At 54.7% G+C, this 20,271-nt stretch carries 17 protein-coding genes; 10 read left to right on the forward strand and 7 right to left on the reverse strand.

Annotated elements, in window-relative coordinates; genetic code table 11:
• Positions 1 to 58: 58 nt before the first annotated feature.
• Positions 59 to 1,000 (forward strand): AraC family transcriptional regulator, encoded by a 942-nt coding sequence (locus TU92_RS04015; protein ID WP_112164667.1) that lies wholly within the window; start codon positions 59 to 61, stop codon positions 998 to 1,000.
• 27 nt (positions 1,001 to 1,027) lie between these two features.
• Here the strand turns inward: TU92_RS04015 and TU92_RS04020 are convergent, their stop codons facing one another.
• The 5 genes from TU92_RS04020 to TU92_RS04040 form a co-directional block, all read right to left on the reverse strand.
• Positions 1,028 to 1,687 carry a DedA family protein gene (locus tag TU92_RS04020; protein ID WP_112164668.1) on the reverse strand — a complete coding sequence of 220 codons (660 nt, stop codon included), beginning with the start codon at positions 1,685 to 1,687 and terminating at the stop codon, positions 1,028 to 1,030.
• A gap of 239 nt (positions 1,688 to 1,926) precedes the next feature.
• Entirely contained in the window at positions 1,927 to 3,120 is a 1,194-nt protein-coding gene (gene metC / locus TU92_RS04025) for a cystathionine beta-lyase (protein WP_112164669.1), read from the reverse strand.
• A 180-nt stretch (positions 3,121 to 3,300) separates the two neighbouring features.
• Positions 3,301 to 4,593 carry a TRAP transporter large permease gene (locus TU92_RS04030; RefSeq protein WP_112164670.1) on the reverse strand — a complete coding sequence of 431 codons (1,293 nt, stop codon included), beginning with the start codon at positions 4,591 to 4,593 and terminating at the stop codon, positions 3,301 to 3,303.
• Positions 4,594 to 4,606: 13 nt separating this feature from the next.
• Positions 4,607 to 5,119, reverse strand: coding sequence for a TRAP transporter small permease (locus TU92_RS04035; RefSeq protein ID WP_112164671.1), 513 nt, complete (start codon positions 5,117 to 5,119; stop codon positions 4,607 to 4,609).
• Positions 5,120 to 5,179: 60 nt separating this feature from the next.
• Complete coding sequence (locus TU92_RS04040; RefSeq protein ID WP_112164672.1) at positions 5,180 to 6,157, reverse strand: TRAP transporter substrate-binding protein; 978 nt, start codon at positions 6,155 to 6,157, stop codon at positions 5,180 to 5,182.
• A 25-nt stretch (positions 6,158 to 6,182) separates the two neighbouring features.
• On the opposite strand from TU92_RS04040, the gene TU92_RS22275 reads away from it, so the two are divergent.
• The 3 genes from TU92_RS22275 (at position 6,183) to exbD (ending at position 8,024) form a co-directional block, all read left to right on the forward strand.
• Entirely contained in the window at positions 6,183 to 6,335 is a 153-nt protein-coding gene (locus TU92_RS22275) for a hypothetical protein (RefSeq protein ID WP_167457507.1), read from the forward strand.
• Between the two features lie 339 nt (positions 6,336 to 6,674).
• Positions 6,675 to 7,580 (forward strand): tol-pal system-associated acyl-CoA thioesterase, encoded by a 906-nt coding sequence (gene exbB / locus TU92_RS04045; RefSeq protein ID WP_244207801.1) that lies wholly within the window; start codon positions 6,675 to 6,677, stop codon positions 7,578 to 7,580.
• A 9-nt stretch (positions 7,581 to 7,589) separates the two neighbouring features.
• Positions 7,590 to 8,024: a TonB system transport protein ExbD gene (gene exbD, locus TU92_RS04050; RefSeq protein ID WP_112164674.1), complete on the forward strand. Its 435-nt coding sequence runs from the start codon at positions 7,590 to 7,592 to the stop codon at positions 8,022 to 8,024.
• A gap of 76 nt (positions 8,025 to 8,100) precedes the next feature.
• Here the strand turns inward: exbD and garD are convergent, their stop codons facing one another.
• A complete protein-coding gene (gene garD / locus TU92_RS04055) occupies positions 8,101 to 9,672 on the reverse strand; it encodes a galactarate dehydratase (protein ID WP_112164675.1) in 1,572 nt (523 codons plus the stop codon).
• A gap of 538 nt (positions 9,673 to 10,210) precedes the next feature.
• Between garD and TU92_RS04060 the strand changes: the two genes are divergently transcribed.
• From TU92_RS04060 to TU92_RS04080, 5 genes are all read left to right on the forward strand, one after another.
• Complete coding sequence (locus TU92_RS04060; protein ID WP_112164676.1) at positions 10,211 to 11,557, forward strand: MFS transporter; 1,347 nt, start codon at positions 10,211 to 10,213, stop codon at positions 11,555 to 11,557.
• A 54-nt stretch (positions 11,558 to 11,611) separates the two neighbouring features.
• A complete protein-coding gene (gene garL / locus TU92_RS04065; RefSeq protein ID WP_112164677.1) occupies positions 11,612 to 12,382 on the forward strand; it encodes a 2-dehydro-3-deoxyglucarate aldolase in 771 nt (256 codons plus the stop codon).
• A 26-nt stretch (positions 12,383 to 12,408) separates the two neighbouring features.
• Entirely contained in the window at positions 12,409 to 13,299 is an 891-nt protein-coding gene (gene garR / locus TU92_RS04070) for a 2-hydroxy-3-oxopropionate reductase (RefSeq protein WP_208640472.1), read from the forward strand.
• 121 nt (positions 13,300 to 13,420) lie between these two features.
• Entirely contained in the window at positions 13,421 to 14,560 is a 1,140-nt protein-coding gene (locus tag TU92_RS04075; RefSeq protein WP_112164679.1) for a glycerate kinase, read from the forward strand.
• A 139-nt stretch (positions 14,561 to 14,699) separates the two neighbouring features.
• On the forward strand, positions 14,700 to 16,007 hold the full coding sequence (locus tag TU92_RS04080) for an amino acid deaminase (protein WP_112164680.1): 1,308 nt from the start codon (positions 14,700 to 14,702) through the stop codon (positions 16,005 to 16,007).
• Between the two features lie 78 nt (positions 16,008 to 16,085).
• On the opposite strand, the gene barA is transcribed toward TU92_RS04080, so the two are convergent.
• The gene (gene barA, locus TU92_RS04085) at positions 16,086 to 18,836 is read right to left on the reverse strand and encodes a two-component sensor histidine kinase BarA (RefSeq protein WP_112164681.1); all 2,751 of its coding nucleotides are present in this window, start codon (positions 18,834 to 18,836) and stop codon (positions 16,086 to 16,088) included.
• Positions 18,837 to 18,899: 63 nt separating this feature from the next.
• Here barA and rlmD point away from each other — a divergent pair, with 63 nt between their 5' ends.
• The gene (gene rlmD / locus TU92_RS04090) at positions 18,900 to 20,264 is read left to right on the forward strand and encodes a 23S rRNA (uracil(1939)-C(5))-methyltransferase RlmD (protein ID WP_112164682.1); all 1,365 of its coding nucleotides are present in this window, start codon (positions 18,900 to 18,902) and stop codon (positions 20,262 to 20,264) included.
• Positions 20,265 to 20,271: the final 7 nt, after the last annotated feature.

The following is a 20,271-nucleotide window of genomic DNA, read 5'->3' on the forward strand; positions in this document are numbered from 1 at the left end:
AATGATGGCGGATATGGCACTATTAGTGATGGTTTATCGGAAACGGGATGAAGTTAATATGGAAAACGTGGACAGCTTATGTGCCCGCATGGCGGCACGTGTCGCGCAGCTGAGCGGTGACAAAATACTCAGTAAATCGGCGGTGCCGCAGGTCACGTTGATGTATACCACGCAGTACCATGCGCGCCAGCCGGTGCTCTATAATCCCGGCGTGGTGATCCTGTTTCAGGGGAGTAAAGTGGGCTATCTTGGCAAAAAAACGTTCTCCTACGATCCGCACAATTACCTGATGCTGACGGTGCCGTTGCCGTTCGAATGCGAAACTTTCGGCAGCCCGGAACAACCGATGGCCGGTATTCAGATCAGTATCGATAATCTGATGTTGCAGGATTTACTGATGGATATGGGCGATGAGGCGATGGCGCATCAGCGCGAGTCTTCCACCGGTATCAATTCCGGCATTTTGGATGACGACATTCTGTGCGCCACTGAACGTCTGCTGGATGTGATGGATAAACCGCTGCACGCCCGTGTACTGGGCCCGAAAATCATCCGCGAGATTTTGTTCTTTATTCTGACCAGCGAAAACGGCGGGGCGTTGCAGGCGCTGGTCAACCGCCATACGCACTTCAGCCAGATAACCAAATCCTTGCGCCGCATTGAAGCTCAGTATGCCGATAATCTCAGCGTCGAAATTCTGGCGAGTGAAGTGAACATGAGCGTCTCGGCGTTTCATCACAACTTCAAAGCCGTGACCAGCACGTCGCCGTTGCAATACCTGAAAACGTATCGGCTGCATAAAGCACGCATGATGATGATTTACGACGGATTAAAAGCCAGTTCGGCGGCATTGCAGGTGGGTTACGAAAGCGCGTCGCAGTTCAGCCGCGAGTTTAAGCGTTACTTTGGCGTGACCCCAAGCGACGAAATTGCGCGCCTGAGGGAAGGGCATTTTGGCGCAGTGGCTGTCGCCGATGCATCATTTAAAGCGGTATTCTAGCTGGCGAGAATAGCGAAAAGACTGGCCTCAGGCGTGGGCTTTGCGGTTTTTCCACAGCACCACGAGACCGCCCGCAAGGCCAATCACCAGCAGCAGCACCGGTAAAATCATCAGCCCGGCCATGACCTGATCTTCATGACGTTTCACCAGCGGAATGTGGCTCATGGCAAATCCCAGCGTAATGACTACACCCACCCACAGAATGGCGCTCAGCCAGTTAAAGAACTGGAAACGTGCATTATTAAGGCCGGAGATCCCGGCCATGGTCGGCAGCAGGGTGCGCACAAACGCCAGAAAACGGCCCGCCAGCAGCGCCATCAAACCGTGCTCAATGAACATCCGGTGTGCGCGCTGATGATAATGCGCCGGTAGCTGCAACAGCCAGCCTTTCACCACGCGGGTATGCCCGAGCCATCGCCCCTGTATATAGCTCAGCCAGCAGCCAAGGCTGGCAGCGATCACCAGAATAATCAGCGTCGGGAAAAAGCTCATTACACCTTTGGCGATGAGCGCACCGGTCAGCAGCAGCAGGCTGTCGCCGGGCAGGAAAGAGGCGGGAAGCAATCCGTTTTCAAGGAACAGCGTGGTGAACAGGACAGCATAAATAACCCAAAGCAAATTGGGGTCGGCGAGCATAGTAAAATCATGCCGCCAGAGTGCATGAAAAATGTCGCAAATAACTGCCATATTCTGTCCTGTTGCTGTTCGTGTGCTGTTCGTGTGCTGTTCGTGACAACTTTTGTCGATTCTAAGTGTACCGTAATTCGCGTTTTGAGATGTTGATCTGGGAACGCTCTGTTCGAAATGTAACCTCCGGGAATTATTACCAGAGGTTATGGGTAGAGCTTACAGAGTATTCTCATTCTACGAATGGAAATCCGACAGATACCTTAACGATCTGAGCAGTCTGTCGCAATCCCTGTGTCTCAGACCGTGGCAATCCGTTCAAACGCCGCGCTCAGATCGGCGATCAAATCATCACAATGCTCCAGGCCGATATGAAGACGCACCAGCGTGCCGGTGAAATCGATGGTTTCTGCCGGACGGATTGCCTGAATTTCTTCCGGCTGATTGGCCAGAACCAGCGATTCAAAACCGCCCCAGGAATACGCCATGCTGAAATGCTCGAAGTGATCAAGATAGTCTGAAAGCTGTTGCTTGCTCAGCCGCTGCTTCAGCACAAACGAAAAAAGGCCACAGCTACCGGTGAAATCGCGTTTCCAGAACTCATGGCCTTTGCTGCCCGGCAATGCCGGATGATTCACCACCGCCACTTCAGGGCGCGTTGCCAGCCACTGCGCGATATGCAGGCTGCTTTCTGCGTGCTGTTTCAGGCGGATGCCCATGGTGCGTAAACCGCGGCTGGCGACGTAGGCCGTATCGGCGTCAACCATTTGCCCCATCAGATAGGAATGCTCGCGCAGCTGCTCCCAGCATCGTGCATTGGAAACGGCGGTGCCGATCATTGCATCGGAATGCCCGACGATATATTTGGTTCCCGCCTGAATCGAAATATCGATATCAAACTCCAGCGCCTTAAACAGAATACCCGCCGCCCAGGTATTATCGATCATGATGACGACGTCCGGGGACACCGCTCGTACCGCTTTCACCATCGCCGGAATATCCGGTACTTCCATGGTGATTGAACCCGGTGATTCGAGGAACACCACTTTGGTGTTCGGTTGCATCAGCGCTCCCAAACCGCCACCCATGTCTGATGGGAAATAGGTGGTAGAAACTCCCAGTTTCTTCAGCACTTTTTCACAGAAATCCTGCGTTGGTTCGTAAGAAGAACCGGCCACCAGAATGTGGTCACCGGCACTGACAAACGACAGCACCGCATTGCTGACCGCCGCCGCGCCGCACGGATAGAGCGCACAGCCCGCGCCACCTTCCAGTTCGACCATCGCTTCCTGCAATGAGAAATGCGTCAGGGTGCCGCGGCGGCCATAGAACAGCTCGCCGTTAGCGCGGTTGGCAGTGGCGTGTTTTTTTTCGGCTACCGTTTCAAATACCAGTGATGACGCGCGCTGGATAACCGCATTCACTGAACCCTGCGTGAATTTCTTGTCCCGTCCGGCACTGACCAGCGCGGTTTCAATTTTCTTAGACGACATAATCCGTATTTCACCCTGATTGATTTGGAGATCGGCGCGCTGTCGCGTCCGCTGACATGTCTTTAACTTAACATGAGGAATTTCAGGGATCTGTCTTTTGCCGGGTGAATGAAAAAATTTCAGTCAAAAAAAAGCCCGTTCGCAGAACGGGCAGAGGAGAAACCAGACACAAAGGAAAAATTAACCCGTATAGACCCCAAACAGTTTGGGCAGGAATAGCGAGATTGACGGGATGTAGGTCACCAGCATCAGCACCACAAACAGCACGCAGTAGAACGGCAACATGGCTTTGACGACTTTCTCGATGCTCTGTTTACTCACCGCACTGGCGACGAACAGCACCGAACCGACCGGCGGTGTGATAAGCCCGATCCCCAGATTGACCAGCATGATCATCCCGAAATGCACCGGATCGATGCCGAGCGATAACACCACCGGCAGCAGCACTGGCGTCAGGATCAGGATGATCGGCGCCATGTCCATCAGCGTACCGATCAGCAGCAGCATGATGTTGATCCACATGAGGATCACGTACTTGTTGTCAGAGATCGAGGTAAAGAACTCGGTGATCCGCATCGGCAGCTGCATGTAGGTCATCACTGCGCCAAAGCTGGCGGCGAAGCCAATCAGGATCATCACGATACTGACCGTTTTGACCGTGCGATACATCAGTTTTGGTAGCTCACTCCACTTGTAATCGCGGTAGATAAACATGGTGACGAAGAACGACCACAGGCAGGCGATGGCGGCGGATTCCGTCGCGGTGAAAATCCCGCTGAGGATCCCACCCATGATGATGACCACTGTCATCAGGCCCCACAGCGTGTCGATGAAAATCTTCAGCGCCTGGCGGAACGGCACGCGCTCACCTTTCGGATAACCGCGCTGATGAGCAAACACCACGCACATCACCATCAGCGTCAGGCTGAGCAGCAAACCGGGCAGAATACCGGCGATGAACAGCGCGGCGATCGATACCGTACCGCCAGTCGCCAGCGAGTAAATCACTGAGTTATGGCTCGGTGGTGTCAGGATCGCCTGCACCGAACCGCTGGCGGTGACCGCAGCGGCGAAATCGCGCGGATACCCTTTTTTCTCCATTTCCGGGATCATCACCGAACCGATCGACGCGGTATCCGCCACCGACGAGCCAGAGATCGCACCGAAAAACGTCGAGGCGACAATGTTTACCAGCGACAGTCCGCCGCGGATAAATCCGACAAAGATGTAGGCAAAACTCACCAGCCTGCGGGCTATGCCACCTTCGGCCATGATTGCCCCCGCCAGAATAAAGAACGGGATCGCCAGCAATGAAAACTTGTTTACGCCGTTGGTCAACTGAATCATCAGCGCCTCAAACGGCAGGTCGATCCACCAGGCACCGGCCAGCGCGCTGAGCCCGACGGCGTACGCCACCGGCACGCCGATCGCCAGCATCACCCCCAGCGTTAACAGTAAAATAAGTGCGTCCATAAACGTCTCCGGGTCAGGCGTCGGAATTGCCCAGCATCACCACCGGGCGCTGATGCTGCGGTCCGGCGATGATCTGCTCAATGATGAATAAAATCGTCAGGGCGGATCCTATCGGTAGCGGCAAATAGGTTTCACCGGCGGTCAGCAGTGGGAACTCGGCTACCGGTTGTGTCCAGAGTTCGCTGCACAGATGCAGGCTGTACCAGAAAATGAAAATGCTGATGGCCAGCATCATCAGATCTGACAGCAGCGCCGAGAACTTTTTTAGCGCAGGGGGCAGGCGGTCGGTGACCATCGCCACCACGATATGAGAACCGGCGCGGTAGCTGACGGCAGCGCCGATAAAGGTGAATGTCACCATGCACATAATGGCGACCGGTTCAGGCCACGACAGCGCGCTGTTCATGACGTAACGGGCGAAGATCCCGATGGGGATCACTGCCACCATCAGCAATAACGCAATCCCGGCGAGCCACATTGCGGCGCGGTAAAGGATGTCCATCAGGGTGTGATATCCGGAAATCATAAGGCTTCCCCCGGTGAGTGTCGGAAAAGGGCAGCGGTCGCTGCCCTGCAGAGACAAGGTTTACTGAACGTCGGCGATTTGCTGCATCAGTGCTTTATGGTCTTTGCCGAACTCATCGCGCACGGACTGTGTGGCTTGCACATAAGTCGCCGGATCGATTTCGTAGAATTTCACGCCACCGGCTTTCATCGTAGCGAGGGCTTTCTCGTTATAGGCTTTCCACAGCTCACGCTGCTCGTCCTGCGCTTCTTTCGACAGTTTGAGGATCAGCTGCTGGTCTTCGGGTTTCAGTTTGTCCCACTTCACTTTCGAGTACAGGAACAGCTCAGGGATAATGAAGTGACGGCTGTAGGTGTAGTTCTTCACCACCGGCAGATAGTTGTGCGCGACGAAGGTCGGCGGATTGTTTTCGGTACCGTCGATCACGCCAGTTTGCATTCCGCTGAACACTTCACTGACGCCCATCGCCACCGGATTCGCGCCCATGGCTTTCAGCGTGGCCAGCGCAATTGGGCTGCCCTGAACACGGATTTTCATTCCTTTCAGGTCTTCAGGTTTAACCACGGCTTCTTTGGTGATCAGGTTTCGCGTGCCGCCGTCCATCCAGCCGAGGAACACCAGGCGTGAATTCGGGTTGTTAGTGATCTTATCGCCGATCTCCTTACCAATCTGACCGTCGAGTACTTTGTGCATGTGGTCTTCATCACGGAATATGTAGGGCAGGGTGAAGACGTTGATTTCCGGCAAAATAGAGGCGACAGGCGTCATCGACACGCGAATGATGTCCAGCGCACCGAGCTGTGCCTGTTCAATTTCCTGCTTTTCATCGCCCAGCACACCGCCGGGGAAGGTTTTGATTTCAAGACGCCCGTCAGTTTGCTTGTGCAGCTTTTCGCCCATGTGCTGGACGGCAACGACGTTCGGGTAGCCTTGCGGATGCACATCGGCGGCTTTCAACGTCTGCGCTGACGCGGCGGAGGTAAATAACAGGGTGGCGGAACTCAGGCAAAGGCTGAGAAGTGCTTTTTGCAATTTCATCAGTTTGTCTCCAGGGGTATTCGGTATGAAAAAAGTTACAGCGAAAATGAACCGGCCGGCGCACCGCGCGCTGTCAGATCTGCATGAGAGTATTGAAAATAATGATGTAAATGAAACGGATACAGGACATGCCAGTGTGTGGTCTTTGCCCGTGCTAAGCACCTTACCCTATTTATAACTGTTGGGTATTTGAGCGTTATCACAAACTCGCAACAAATGTAAAATACTGTTACTTAATATTTAAAACGTTGTTTTGTCTTTGGTAATTGCTGGCAGGTGATTGATTTAGCATAGGATTATTTGCAAAAGTGTGACGCAGATTAAACTGTCGATCTATTAACCAAAGGGTCAAAACCTTGTCATCCGTCAAGGACACTGGCGGCGTCAGGCGCGACAATGTAAATAATAATGAGAACGACTATCAATTAGGTCTTTTTATTTGATATAATTCGGCGTTATTTAACCCATATACACTGATTCTGGCTGGAGGCGACGCGTGAAAACGGCTCGCAATAAGATGAAAAAAACGACCTCTGTATTGATGTCGTTAATGTTGGTCGCTGGTTTAAGCGGCAACGCAATGGCTGCGCCTGCGACGCCGGCGGCGAATGCCGTCACTTCTGAAACCAGGCAACCAGCACCTGCTGCGACTGACGCTACGCCAGCGCCTGTCATGCAATCTTCGCAGACTGAAGCTCCCGTCATTCCAACCGATTTGTCCGTATTAGGCATGTACCACCATGCTGACGTGGTGGTGAAAACCGTCATGATTGGCCTGCTGCTGGCGTCAGTGGTTACCTGGGCATTGCTGTTCAGCAAAGGCTCTGAAGTGTTTACCGCCAAACGCCGTATGCGCCGCGAATTTGACGCACTGTCTTCCGTGCGTACGCTGGATGAAGCCGCTGAGCAGGCTGAAAGCTTCGCCGCCAGCAGCACCAGCGCGCAGATGATCCGCGATGCACAGAATGAGCTCGAGCTGTCTGCCGGTTCTACCGACAACAACGGCATTAAAGAACGTACCAGCTTCCGCCTTGAGCGCCGTGTCGGCGCTGCTGGCCGTCACATGGGCCGCGGCAATGGTATTCTGGCCACTATCGGCGCGATATCGCCGTTCGTCGGCCTGTTCGGTACTGTCTGGGGCATCATGAACAGCTTCATCGGTATCGCGCAAACCCAGACCACTAACCTGGCCGTGGTTGCGCCGGGTATCGCAGAAGCACTGCTGGCAACAGCTGTGGGTCTGGTGGCCGCAATTCCTGCCGTGGTTATCTATAACATTTTCGCCCGTACCATCACGTCTTACCGCCATCAGGTAGGCGACGTGGCGGCGCAGATTATCCTGTTACAGGGCCGTGATTTGGATTTGGCTGCCAGCGAAGGCGATGCGCCGCGCGGTCAGACAGGTCAGTTACGCGTAGGATAAGAACAGATTATGGCTATTCGGTTAAACGACGATATCGACGAAAGCGGTGAAATGCATGACATCAACGTCACGCCTTTTATCGACGTCATGCTGGTACTGCTGATCATCTTCATGGTTGCCGCGCCGCTGGCCACCGTAGATGTCCGGGTAGATTTACCGGCTTCGACGGCCAAAGCGCAGCCCCGTCCGGAAAAACCCATCTTCCTGACGGTGAAATCAGACAAGCAATTGTTCCTTGGCGACATCGCGGTCAACAGCGACAACCTGACGGCCATGCTGGATCAGCGTACTCAGGGCAACAAACAGAGTACGATTTTCTTCCGTGCAGATAAGACGGTGGATTATGAAACGCTGATGAACGTCATGGATAACCTGCGTAAAGCCGGTTACCTGAAAGTCGGGCTGGTCGGCGCTGAACAAACCGGCGCAGCCGCCGCGAAGTAAGCGTCCATTTGTTCAGAAGTCCCTAAAGAAAAGGCCAGCGTTTGCTGGCCTTTTTTGCGTTGTGGGAGACTGATAATCAGGTCACCGGTGCCGGGTTAAACACTGCCAGCGCATTGTGAATGCCCCAGGTGTCTGACCAGGTTTTCTTGCGGCCACTGGCGATATCGAGGATGAAGTGGAACAGCTCCCAGCCGACGTCTTCGATAGTTGCATCGCCCGTTGCAATGGTACCGGCGTTGATGTCCATCAGGTCATGCCAGCGGTTAGCCAGTGTGGTGCGGGTCGCCATTTTGATTACCGGTACGGCCAGCAGGCCATAAGGCGTACCGCGTCCGGTGGTAAAGACCTGAACGGTGATACCTGAAGCCAGTTGCTGCGTGCCGCAGACAAAATCACTGGCGGGCGTTGCGGCGAAGATCAGCCCCTTTTTGGTCGGACGCTGTCCCGGTGACAACACTTCAGAAATCGCGCTGGTGCCGGATTTCGCAATCGATCCAAGCGCTTTTTCGACCACGTTCGCCAGTCCGCCTTTCTTGTTGCCAGGAGACGGGTTGGCGCTGCGGTCGGTTTGCCCGAGCGACAGATAATTATCATACCAGGCCATCTCTTCCAGCAGGCGTTTGCCGACGCTGACATCCGCAGCACGCGGGGTGAGCAGATGGATTGCGTCGCGTACTTCGGTCACTTCGGAGAACATCACCGTGCCACCGCAGCGCACCAGCAGATCCGAGGCGAAGCCGACCGCCGGGTTGGCGGTCACGCCGGAGAAAGCATCGCTGCCGCCACACTGCATACCGACCACCAGATCTGACGCTGGACAGGTTTCACGCTGACGGCGGTTCAGGCGCTCGAGATGGAACTGTGCCACGGTGAGAATATCGTCCACCATCGACTGGAAACCGACGTGCTGTTCATCCTGCAAACGGACGATGTGAGTGTCGTCGAGCGAAATGGCCTGCACGTCGGGTGTGCCTTCCAGCAGACGTTCCGGCTGTAGTTTCTCGCAGCCCAAACCGACCACCATGACTTCACCGCCAAAGTTCGGGTTGAGCGCCAGATTGTGGATGGTGCGGATTGGCACGACCGCTGCCGGTGCGTTGATAGCCACTCCGCAGCCGTACAAATGGTTCAGCGCGACGACGCCATCCACGTTGGGAAATTTCGGCAGTAAATCACGCTCGATAATTTTCACCACGTAATCAACCACGCCCGCTACACAATGCACGCTGGTGGTAATGCCGAGCAGGTTTTTGGTGCCCACGCTGCCGTCTTCGTTGCGATAGCCTTCAAACGTGTAGCCCTCAAGCTTCGGTAAGGCCGGGGGAACGCGTGTCGCCAGCGGCAGGCTGGCGAGCTCCGGTGCAACGGGCAATTCGACCAGCGATTCGTCAATCCAGCTGCCTTGCGGGATTTCCCTCACGGCATAACCGATCACTTCGCCATAACGAATGATATCGCCGCCTTTGGCAATCGGTTCTAAAGCCACTTTATGACCTTGCGGAATATGCTCAATTAATTCCAGACCATTTGAAAATCGGGTGCCGGCTTTTAAACCGTTATCGTTCACAATAATGGCAACGTTATCGCTTTCATGAACTTTAATGAAAAGTGCGTCTGTTGCATGCTCTTTATCTTTATTACGTGACATAACTGTCTCCGCGTTTATTAAACATCCCGAAAAAAGATCCTTCGGTTAATTCTCTGAAGTGGTCGCGTACAAATGTTAACGTTTTGTCTTTCCGGCATTACAGGGTATGCCCCCATTATAAAGCAGCTGTCCGGGAACCTCATTGTGCAACTGACCAGCTTTTCGCCCGCGGAACGTCATTCTGTGTGGCAGGTGACAGAATGGATGTGACGGATATCACCCTTTGTTTTGCAGGCCTTCAGAACCCGTGTGAACTGTGATTATCCTCCCACCACGATGTGTGGATGCAAAAGAATAGTCGTCATCGTACGGCGTATTCTTGGGCGAATGCACAGTGTTATTTCCGCCCTCATTTTTTATACTGTGTTTGCCCTCTGAAGGTCGCGTTGAAAGCAATACAGGTAAATTTCAGGCATGGATAAATCACGACGAAATGCCTGTCTCATATAAAGGAAGCCAGCAGGCGAAGCGAAAAAAGTTATTTCGATAACCGTTATTTCCCTGCGAATTATTCCGTACTAGTAAAATGAGGGTCACCATGAGCGTTCATTCCCAGTCCCGAGTACTGGCGCAAAGTAAGACGCGAACACATATTCGCTATTATATTTTGCTGATTATCTTTCTTATCACGGCGGTAAATTATGCCGACCGTGCAACGCTTTCCATTGCCGGTACCGAGGTCGCGCGTGAGCTGGGCCTGGATGCCGCTGATATGGGGCAAATCTTCGCCGCGTTCGGCTGGGCTTATCTCATCATGCAACTGCCAGGTGGCTGGCTGCTGGACCGTTTCGGTTCCAAAAAAGTCTACTCCTACAGCCTGTTTTTCTGGTCACTGTTCACGCTGTTGCAGGGGTTTGTCGGCTGGTTCCCGCTGGCATACGGAGCGCTTACGCTGTTCATTCTGCGTTTTATGTTGGGTTTCTCTGAAGCACCTTCCTTCCCGGCCAACGCCCGCATCGTGGCCGCCTGGTTCCCGACCAAAGAGCGCGGCACCGCCTCGGCGATTTTTAACTCTGCACAATATTTCTCGCTCGCGTTGTTCTCACCGCTGCTCGGCTGGCTGACCTACGCCTGGGGCTGGGAACATGTCTTCATCGTGATGGGTGTGCTCGGTTTTGTGCTAACGCTGGTGTGGATCAAGTTCATCCACAACCCGCCGGAACATCCGGGAATTTCTAAAAGCGAGCTGGAATTTCTGAAAGACGGCGGCGCTGTAGTCGATATTGACCACAAGAAAACCGACGGCACGCAAGGTGGCCCAAAATGGAGTTACGTCCGCCAGATGCTGAGCAACCGCATGATGTTGGGGATCTTCTTCGGTCAGTACTTCATTAATAGTATTACGTGGTTCTTCCTGACCTGGTTCCCAATTTATCTGGTTCAGGAAAAGGGGATGTCTATTCTTAAAGTCGGGATGATTGCAGCAATTCCCGCGCTGTGCGGCTTTGCCGGTGGCGTGCTGGGCGGCGTGTTCTCCGATTATCTGCTCAAACGCGGTTTCTCACTGACCGTGGCGCGCAAAATTCCCATTGTCCTGGGCATGCTCTTAGCCACCAGCATCATTTTATGTAATTACACGGATAACAACGCACTGGTGGTGACCCTGATGGCACTTGCGTTCTTCGGTAAAGGCTTTGGTGCGCTGGGCTGGCCGGTGATTGCCGATACCGCGCCGAAAGAAGTCATCGGGCTGTGCGGCGGCATCTTCAACGTCTTTGGCAACGTGGCTTCTATCGTCACGCCGCTGGTAATCGGTTACATCGTCAAAGGTCTGCATTCTTTCAATATGGCCCTGATTTTCGTCGGTTGCTCTGCGCTGATGGCGATGCTGTGTTACCTGCTGGTTGTCGGTGAGATCAAACGTCTCGAACTTAAGAAAAGCTAATTTACGATGGCGGGCTGACGGAAATTCCGCGCCCGCCCTATAACGAGGTCATCTATGAGTAATCCAATGATTCCAAACCGGTTCCGTCAGGATTTATTGCAAGGTAAAACGCTGATCGGCTGTTGGGCCGCCTTGTGCAACCCGATTGCCACGGAAGTCCTGGGGGTCGCAGGTTTTGACTGGCTGCTGCTTGACGGCGAACACGCACCGAATGACATCAGCACCTTTGTGCCGCAGCTGATGGCGCTGAAAGGCAGCAAAAGCGCGCCGGTTGTACGTCCGCCTTTCAATGAGCCGGTGGTGATTAAACGTCTGCTGGATATTGGTTTTTACAACTTCCTCATTCCTTTCGTGGAAACGCAGGAGCAGGCCGAGCGCGCCGTGGCGTCTACTCGTTATCCGCCAGCAGGGATCCGTGGCGTATCCGTTTCCCATCGCAGCAATATGTTTGGCACCGTGGCGGATTACTTCACCAGCATCAACGACAACATCACGGTGATGGTGCAAATCGAGAGCCAGCAGGGCGTCGATAACCTTGATGCGATTGCCGCCACCGACGGCATCGACGGCATTTTTGTCGGCCCAAGCGATCTGGCCGCAGGCATGGGACATCTCGGCAACGCCGGACACCCGCAAGTGCAGGCGGCCATCCGCCACATCTTCGACCGTGCAAAAGCGCACGGAAAATCCAGCGGCATTCTGGCACCGGTTGAAGCCGATGCACGCCGTTATATGGAATGGGGCGCGACCTTTGTGGCCGTTGGTAGTGATTTAGGCATTTATCGCGCAGGTACGCAGGCGCTGTGTGATCGCTTCACCAAGTGATCTCATCACATCAATACTCTGAGGATATCCGAATGAAAATTGGCTTTATTGGTTTAGGCATCATGGGCAAGCCTATGAGCAAAAACCTGCTCAAAGCAGGCTATGAACTGGTGGTCATGGACCGCAATCTCGACACCGTGGGCGAAATTGTCGCGCTGGGCGCCACCGCTGCCGACACGCCGAAAGCAGTCGCTGAACAGTCTGATGTAATCATTACCATGCTGCCTAACTCACCGCAGGTCAAAGACGTGGCGTTGGGTGAAAATGGCCTGATTGAAGGCGCGCGCCCCGGCACAATCTTTATCGACATGAGTTCTATCGCACCGTTGGCCAGCCGCGAAATCAGCGAAGCGCTGGCGGCGAAGCAGATCGCCATGCTCGATGCGCCGGTCTCCGGTGGGGAGCCGAAAGCCATCGACGGCACCATGTCAGTGATGGTCGGCGGCGAGAAAGCCGTATTTGATAAATGCTATGAAATCATGAAGTCGATGGCCGGTTCCGTGGTGCATACCGGCGATATCGGCGCGGGCAACGTCACCAAGCTGGCCAATCAGGTCATTGTGGCGCTGAACATTGCGGCGATGTCGGAAGCGCTGGTGCTGGCAACCAAAGCAGGCGTAGATCCTAATCTTGTTTTCCAGGCGATCCGTGGCGGGCTGGCAGGCAGTACCGTGCTGGAAGCCAAAGCGCCGATGGTGATGGATCGCAACTTCAAACCTGGATTCCGTATTGATTTGCATATCAAAGATTTAGCCAATGCACTCGACACTTCCCACGGCGTGGGTGCGCAACTGCCTCTGACCTCGCTGGTCATGGAAATGATGCAGGCATTGAAAGCGGATGGTCACGGGCAATCTGACCACAGCGCCATTGCACGCTATTATGAAAACTTAGCGAAGGTTGAAGTTACCCGTTAGTCAGGGGGATCGCGCGGCCCGATGAGCAGTAAATCGCGTCGCGTAGCCCTTTTGGCAGAATGCAAAACTGACAGGACGCTTTTCCACAACGGCGCGTGCAGTTTATGAAGGTAATGACTTTATGAAAATAGTGATCGCACCGGATTCATACAAAGAAAGTTTGTCTGCATTGGATGTGGCGAAGGCCATCGAAAGCGGATTTCGTGAGATTTTCCCTGACGCGGAGTATATCAAACTGCCGGTGGCCGACGGCGGCGAAGGCACAGTGGAAGCGATGGTGGCCGCCACCGGCGGGCGCGTGGTGAAAGTCAAGGTTACCGGGCCGCTGGGCACCCCGCTCGAAGCCTTCTTCGGTCTTTCCGGCGATGAGAAAATCGCGTTCATCGAAATGGCTGCCGCTAGCGGACTGGAAAGTGTGCCAGCGGCCCAGCGTAATCCGCTGAAAACCACCTCTTACGGCACGGGCGAGCTGATCCACTCCGCGCTCGACCACGGCGTGAAACACTGCATCATCGGCATCGGCGGCAGTGCGACGAATGACGGCGGGGCTGGCATGATGCAGGCGCTGGGCGCGAAGCTGCTGACCAAAGAAGGCCAGTCCATCGGCCAGGGCGGCGGCGAGCTTGAGAAGCTGCATCGCATTGATATCAGCGGGCTGGATCCGCGAGTCAAAACATGCCGCTTCGAAGTGGCCTGCGACGTGACTAATCCGCTGACCGGAAAAGACGGCGCTTCCGCCATCTTCGGCCCGCAGAAAGGCGCCACGCCGGAGATGATTGAGCAGCTGGACGGCTATCTGCATCATTACGCGAAAGTGATTAAACAGGATCTGGGCATCGACGTTGAGCATGTTCCTGGCGCAGGAGCCGCAGGGGGGATGGGCGCGGCGTTATACGGATTCTGCGGCGCGGAACTGCGTCAGGGCATCGAAATTGTCACCGATGCACTGGGGCTGGATGCGCTGGTCAAAGACGCGACGCTGGTGATCACCGGAGAAGGGCGTATCGACAGTCAGAGCATCAACGGCAAAGTACCGATCGGCGTGGCGCGGGTCGCCAAGCGTTATAACAAACCGGTGATCGGTATTGCGGGCAGCCTGACTAAAGATGTCGATGTGGTTTACGCTCACGGGCTGGATGCCGTTTTCAGCGTGCTCTACAGCGTATGTACGTTGGACGATGCCCTGAAAAATGCCGCAGATAATCTGCGTAAGTCAGCACGGAATATTGCCGCGACCATTAAGTTATCGCAAAAGCTCTGAGAACGTATTAACGGAAAGAATCAGCAACAATACGTCATTAAAAAACCGGTGTTCAGCCCCAGCCTGCACCGGTTTTTGTATTTTATTCCCGGCGATTTTACGTTAGTTTTTAGAATCAAATCGCAACGGGAACCTCGCCATGTCAGAGATTGATTTTTCGCAGCAGCCGGTCAATACACAAACCAAGGGATTAGGGCCAGTCAGCGCAGATGCGCGCATGGGTGATATCCGTCAGCAGGCCTGGAATATCCTGCGCGAGGACGTCAGCCTGCCGGTGGCGGTACTGCTTGAGGAGCGAATCGAACACAATCTTGCGTGGATGCGCGAATTTATTCAGCGCTATCGGCTGAAACTCGCGCCGCATGGCAAAACGACCATGAGCCCGGAGTTGTACCAGATGCAGCTGGAGTTCGGCGCGTGGGGCATCACACTCGCGACCGCGCCGCAGGTCAATGTGGCGTTCCAGCACGGCGTGCGCAAAGTGATTATGGCGAACCAGCTGATCGGCAAAGGCAGCATGGCGATTATCGCCGGATTATTGCGTGAGGATCCTGATTTTGAATTTTCCTGCATTGTCGATTCCGCCGATAACGTTGATTCGCTCGGCCACTATTTTGCCAGCCAGCAACTGACACTGCGCGTCATGTTCGAATACGGCATTCAGGGCGGTCGCACCGGTATCCGCACCGGCGAGCAGGAGGCGGAAGTGCTGGCGGCCGTGAAGCGCTGGCCGCAGTCGCTGGCGCTGGTGGGTATTGAGCTCTATGAGGGCGTCAGTAATGACGAAGCGGCGATCCGCGCCTTCCTGCGTCACGTTGTTGCGCGTACCGAAGCGCTGGCGCAGGCAGGTGAATTCTCTGAACCGCAGGTGATGCTGACCGGCGCAGGGTCTGCGTGGTTTGACGTGGTGGCCGAAGAGCTGACGCGTGAAGATCCCCATCTCGACAACGAAAAACGTTACCAGCTGGACGTTATTCTGCGCTCCGGCTGCTACGTTACGCACGATGTGGGTGCGTATCAGGCCGCGCTGGAGAGGATGCAAACCAGTAATCCGGTAGCGCGCGAAATGAACAGCAGCTTACAGCCCGCGCTGCAGGTCTGGGCGGCAGTGCAGTCCTTGCCCGAACCGGGGAGGGCGATCATTGCTTTCGGCAAGCGTGACGCCGGTTACGATGCCGGATACCCGAAAGCCGCCGGTCATTTCCGCCCGCGGAGTGCCACGCAGGCCGGCTATACCACGGTCGTCCCTGCCCCCGATGACTGGAAAGTTTATGCGATGATGGATCAGCATGCATTTATGTCAGTCCCGGAAAATGCCGATCTGAAAGTCGGTGACATGCTGGTGTTTGATATCTGCCATCCGTGTCTGACATTTGATAAATGGCGTCAGCTGCTGTTGGTGAACGAGCAATGGGATGTGACCGGAGCTGTCACGACCTGGTTTTAACCGGCGTTCAACGCATAAAAACGCCCGGAATTAGCCGGGCGTTATGTTTTTACCTGAAACTCCTCACCCCGGCTCTTTTTACCTCGGTAAATATGCCACCGCAGCTCGCTTCACATTTTCAATCTCATCAAGCAGTTCGAGCCATTCCGGCTCCAGCGTTTCCACGCTCACGCCCTGACGCAGTTGCTGTTCGATGTAATAGCAAAGCTGTTTCAGACGCGGGACGCCACTGTAGCTGCAACTGCCGTGCAGTTTGTGGATAAGCGCCAGAATGTCGTTATCGGTTTCACCGCGCGCAACGGCATCGACGCGTTCGGCAACCTGCGGCAGGAATTCCACCAGCATTTGCAACAGATCCTGCGCCAGTGCGACTTTATTGGCGGACTGACTCAGTGCCAGCTGCCAGTCGAGCGTGCTGTTCGGCGCGAGATCTTCCTGAGTTTGCAGCGGGGAATCTAACTGATTCTGATGCGAGTAATGGCGCGACAGCACATTTTTCAGCATGGATTCGTCGATCGGTTTCGCCAGATAATCGTCCATACCGAGTTTCAGCAGCTGTTCACGTTCGCCGCTCAGCGAATGGGCAGTGACGGCCACCACCGGTGTACTGGTGTGGCGCGCCATCTGATGAATGATTTCGCTGGCGCGGATGCCGTCGATATCCGGCATCTGAATATCCATCAAAATGATGTCCAGATCGGTGTGGCGGGCGACTTCAATCGCTTCTTCACCGCTGTGGCACAGCACGGTGGTTTCCACCAGTTCTTCGAGCAGCGCGCCAATCAGTTTGAGGTTCGCCGGATTATCATCCACGGCCATCGCGGTCAGCGGCAGGCGCGAGGTTTTAGTTTCCTCTGAACCGAGGATCCGAACCACCGGCTGTTGCTCTTTTAACAGCAATGGCAGCAGACGGATGCTGGACATAGGTTTGATGAGACAGGCCTGTACGCCGCGCCGTTTTAGCTCTTCGGCATCAACCTGGAACTGGCTTGGCAGCGCCAGCAGAAGATGACGCGTCATGCCCAGCACCCGTTTTAATCTGTCGTCATAATCGGCCAGCGTCTGATCCTGTTTGACCGGAATACTGCACAACATCATGTCGTAATAGTTTTCTGGCAATGCGGCCAGCGACGTGCGGTGGGTCACTTCCAGCGGCGTTGCCTGCAAAATTTCCATAGTGGCTTTCGCCGCCGCCGGGTTGGCTTCGACGTAGGCCAGACGTTTACCTTCAAGCGAGCTCATGGAAACCGGCGTCACATGGCGGTTTTCATTGAGCTCCAGCGTGACGTGGAACCAGAAAGTCGAACCGCGATTGATCTGGCTGTAGAAGCTGATATCGCCGCCCATTTCCTTCACCAGCCGCTGAGTGATCACCAGTCCCAAGCCGGTGCCGCCGTGACGGCGAGAAATACTGGCATCGGCCTGACGGAAAGCCTGAAACAGCTGCGACTGCTGCCGCTCGGAAATACCGATGCCGGTGTCGTGGATCTGCACTTCCAGTTCGACCTGCAAATTATTCTGCGAACGCAGCTCAACATTGATATCAATATTGCCGTTTTCGGTGAACTTAATCGCATTTCCCAGCAGGCTAGTGACCACTTGCTGCATACGCATCGGATCACCGAGAACATTTTCCGGCACGTTATTGTGAACGTTGAGCGTCAGTTCCAACCCTTTGTCATGTGCGGTGTGTGCCAGCAGGATAACCACTTCATCAAGCATTTCATGCAGTGAGAACGGAATGTGCTCCAGCACCAGTTTGCCCGCTTCCAGCTTCGAAAAGTCCAGCACGTCATTAATGATGGTCAGCAGATTATTGGCTGAGCGCTCAATAGTTTGCAGGTAATCTGCCTGCGTGGGGGACAGTGGCGTTTTAAGGGTCTGGCGCGTGAAACCAATGACGCCGTTAAGCGGTGTACGCAGTTCGTGTGACATGTTGGCGAGGAATTCGGATTTGATACGCGCCGCTTCCTGCGCGCGTTTTTTCGCCAGATCCAGCTCGACGTTCTGGATTTCCATCTGTTCCAACGTCTCGCGCAAATCTGACGTGGCCTGATCGATATTTTGCTGTACTTCTTCGTGGTACGCCGTCAGCGACATCGCCATCGAGTTGATGCCGTTTTTCAGCATGCTCAGTTCGCCGGGCATCGTGCCTTCGACGCGGCTGTCGAGCTGCCCGCGACGGATGCGGTCAACGGTGTTCACCATATTGCGGATAGGCCCTGTGACGTCGCGCATCAGCCGATAGGCGAACAGGGTGGCGATGCCCAGACACAGCAGTAACAACATGGTGGAAACGAACGCTTCCTGATATTGCGCCAGCCGCACCGAGCTGATATCCAGCTCAATAGCGATATAGCCGAGATTGTGTTCGGGAGAGGTTCTGAAAGAGGCGTCATCGGCCTCCGTGTGATTCTCTGCCTGAACCGGTGTGCGCAAAATCAGGGAGTCGCCGAGGCGCATCTGCGTCAGTTCGCGGGGAATGTCTTTAACGCTTCGAACCTGTAAAGGAGTGTATTCGCGCAGGGAGTTCGAACTGGCAAACAGTTTATTGTCGCCATCAAACACGCTGATGCTGCGGACAATGTTGGAATGATTGCGATGCAGTCGGCTGATGAGACGTATCACCGGTTCGCGTTCGCGGAACGTCATCCCGTATTCGCTCGCGACGGCCAGTGGCTCGATAATGCTGGCTCCGGCGTCGATCAACTGATTCTGTAACTCGTTATATCGGTGCACCACAAAGAAGGTGCTGAGCAGCAAACCGATCATTAATGTCGGTGCCAGAATCAGGATCATCATCCGTGCGCGAAGGCTATATTTGGTCATGAGGTTCCAATGTGGGAGAATTACCTAAAGTAAGCTTAATAAACCAGCGTGCAATCGACAATAATGGCTCAATTCTACTCTCCGAACCGCCGTGTGACGACCCGGCAAACGATAACTGTGACTGCCACCGACCTTGATGCTTTCGGGCAGGGTGTTGCACGTCATAACGGCAAAGCCGTGTTTGTCAGTGGCTTATTGCCCGGCGAGCAGGCGGAAGTGATCTTAACAGAAGATAAAAGTAAGTACGCCAAAGGGCGGCTGAAACGTTTGCTGACCACCAGCGCCGATCGCGTCAAACCGGCCTGTCCGCACTATTCCACCTGCGGCGGTTGCCAGCAACAGCACGCCAGTGAGGCGTTGCAGCAGCGCAGTAAATCGGCGTCCCTGCTGCGGCTGATTTCCCGTGAAACCGGCATTCAGGCTGATGAACAACCTGTGATTGCCGGTCCGCAATACGGTTATCGCCGCCGTGCGCGTCTTGGATTGCAAATTGCCGGCGCTAAGCCGGGGCGTAAACCCGGCAACGGGCCGCTGGTGATGGGATTCCGTCAGGAAGGTTCGAACGATCTGGTGGCTGTCACCCGCTGTCCGGTGTTGCGCCCTGAGCTCGAGCAACTGCTGGTGCCGGTGCAGGAATGTCTGGCCTCGCTGACGGCGGCTAAACGCCTTGGGCATCTGGAAATGGTGCTGGCGGACAGCGGTGCCCTGCTGGTTTTGCGCCATCTGGATCCGCTCAGCGAAGCCGATCGCACCCGCCTGACGGCGTTTGCGCAAAAGCATCAGTTAACGATTTTTCTGGCACCCGACAGCGATACGCTGGAGCGTTTGTGTGGCGACGTCCCTTTTTATCAGATTGATGGCCTGGCGCTGAATTTCGGTCCGCGTGATTTTATTCAGGTTAACGATGCCGTAAACCAGCAAATGGTGGCGCAGGCGCTCGAATGGCTGGCGCTGACGCCGGAAGACCGCGTGCTGGATTTATTCTGCGGAATGGGAAATTTCACCCTTCCACTGGCAAAAAGAGCTAAGCGGGTTGTCGGAGTTGAAGGTGTTGCTACACTGGTGGCGAATGGGCAAGATAATGCCCGGATTAACGGATTAGAAAATGCGTCATTCTTCCACGAAAATCTGGAGGACGACGTCAGTCAGCAACCCTGGGCAGCGCAAGGCTTCAATAAAGTTTTGCTCGATCCTGCGCGGGGCGGTGCGGCCGGCGTGATGGCGCATATTGTTAAGCTTGCCCCGCAGCGCGTGGTGTATGTGTCCTGCAATCCCACGACATTGGCTCGGGACAGTAAAATTTTGTTGGAGGCGGGTTATCGGTTGGCTCAGGTTCGTATGCTGGATATGTTTCCGCACACCGGGCACCTTGAATCGATGGCTCTGTTTATCAACCCATCTGACACCGGGGTTGTGTCAGACACGTAGGGAGAGG

The organism is Rahnella inusitata (assembly GCF_003263515.1).
Taxonomy (GTDB): Bacteria; Pseudomonadota; Gammaproteobacteria; order Enterobacterales; family Enterobacteriaceae; genus Rahnella; species Rahnella inusitata.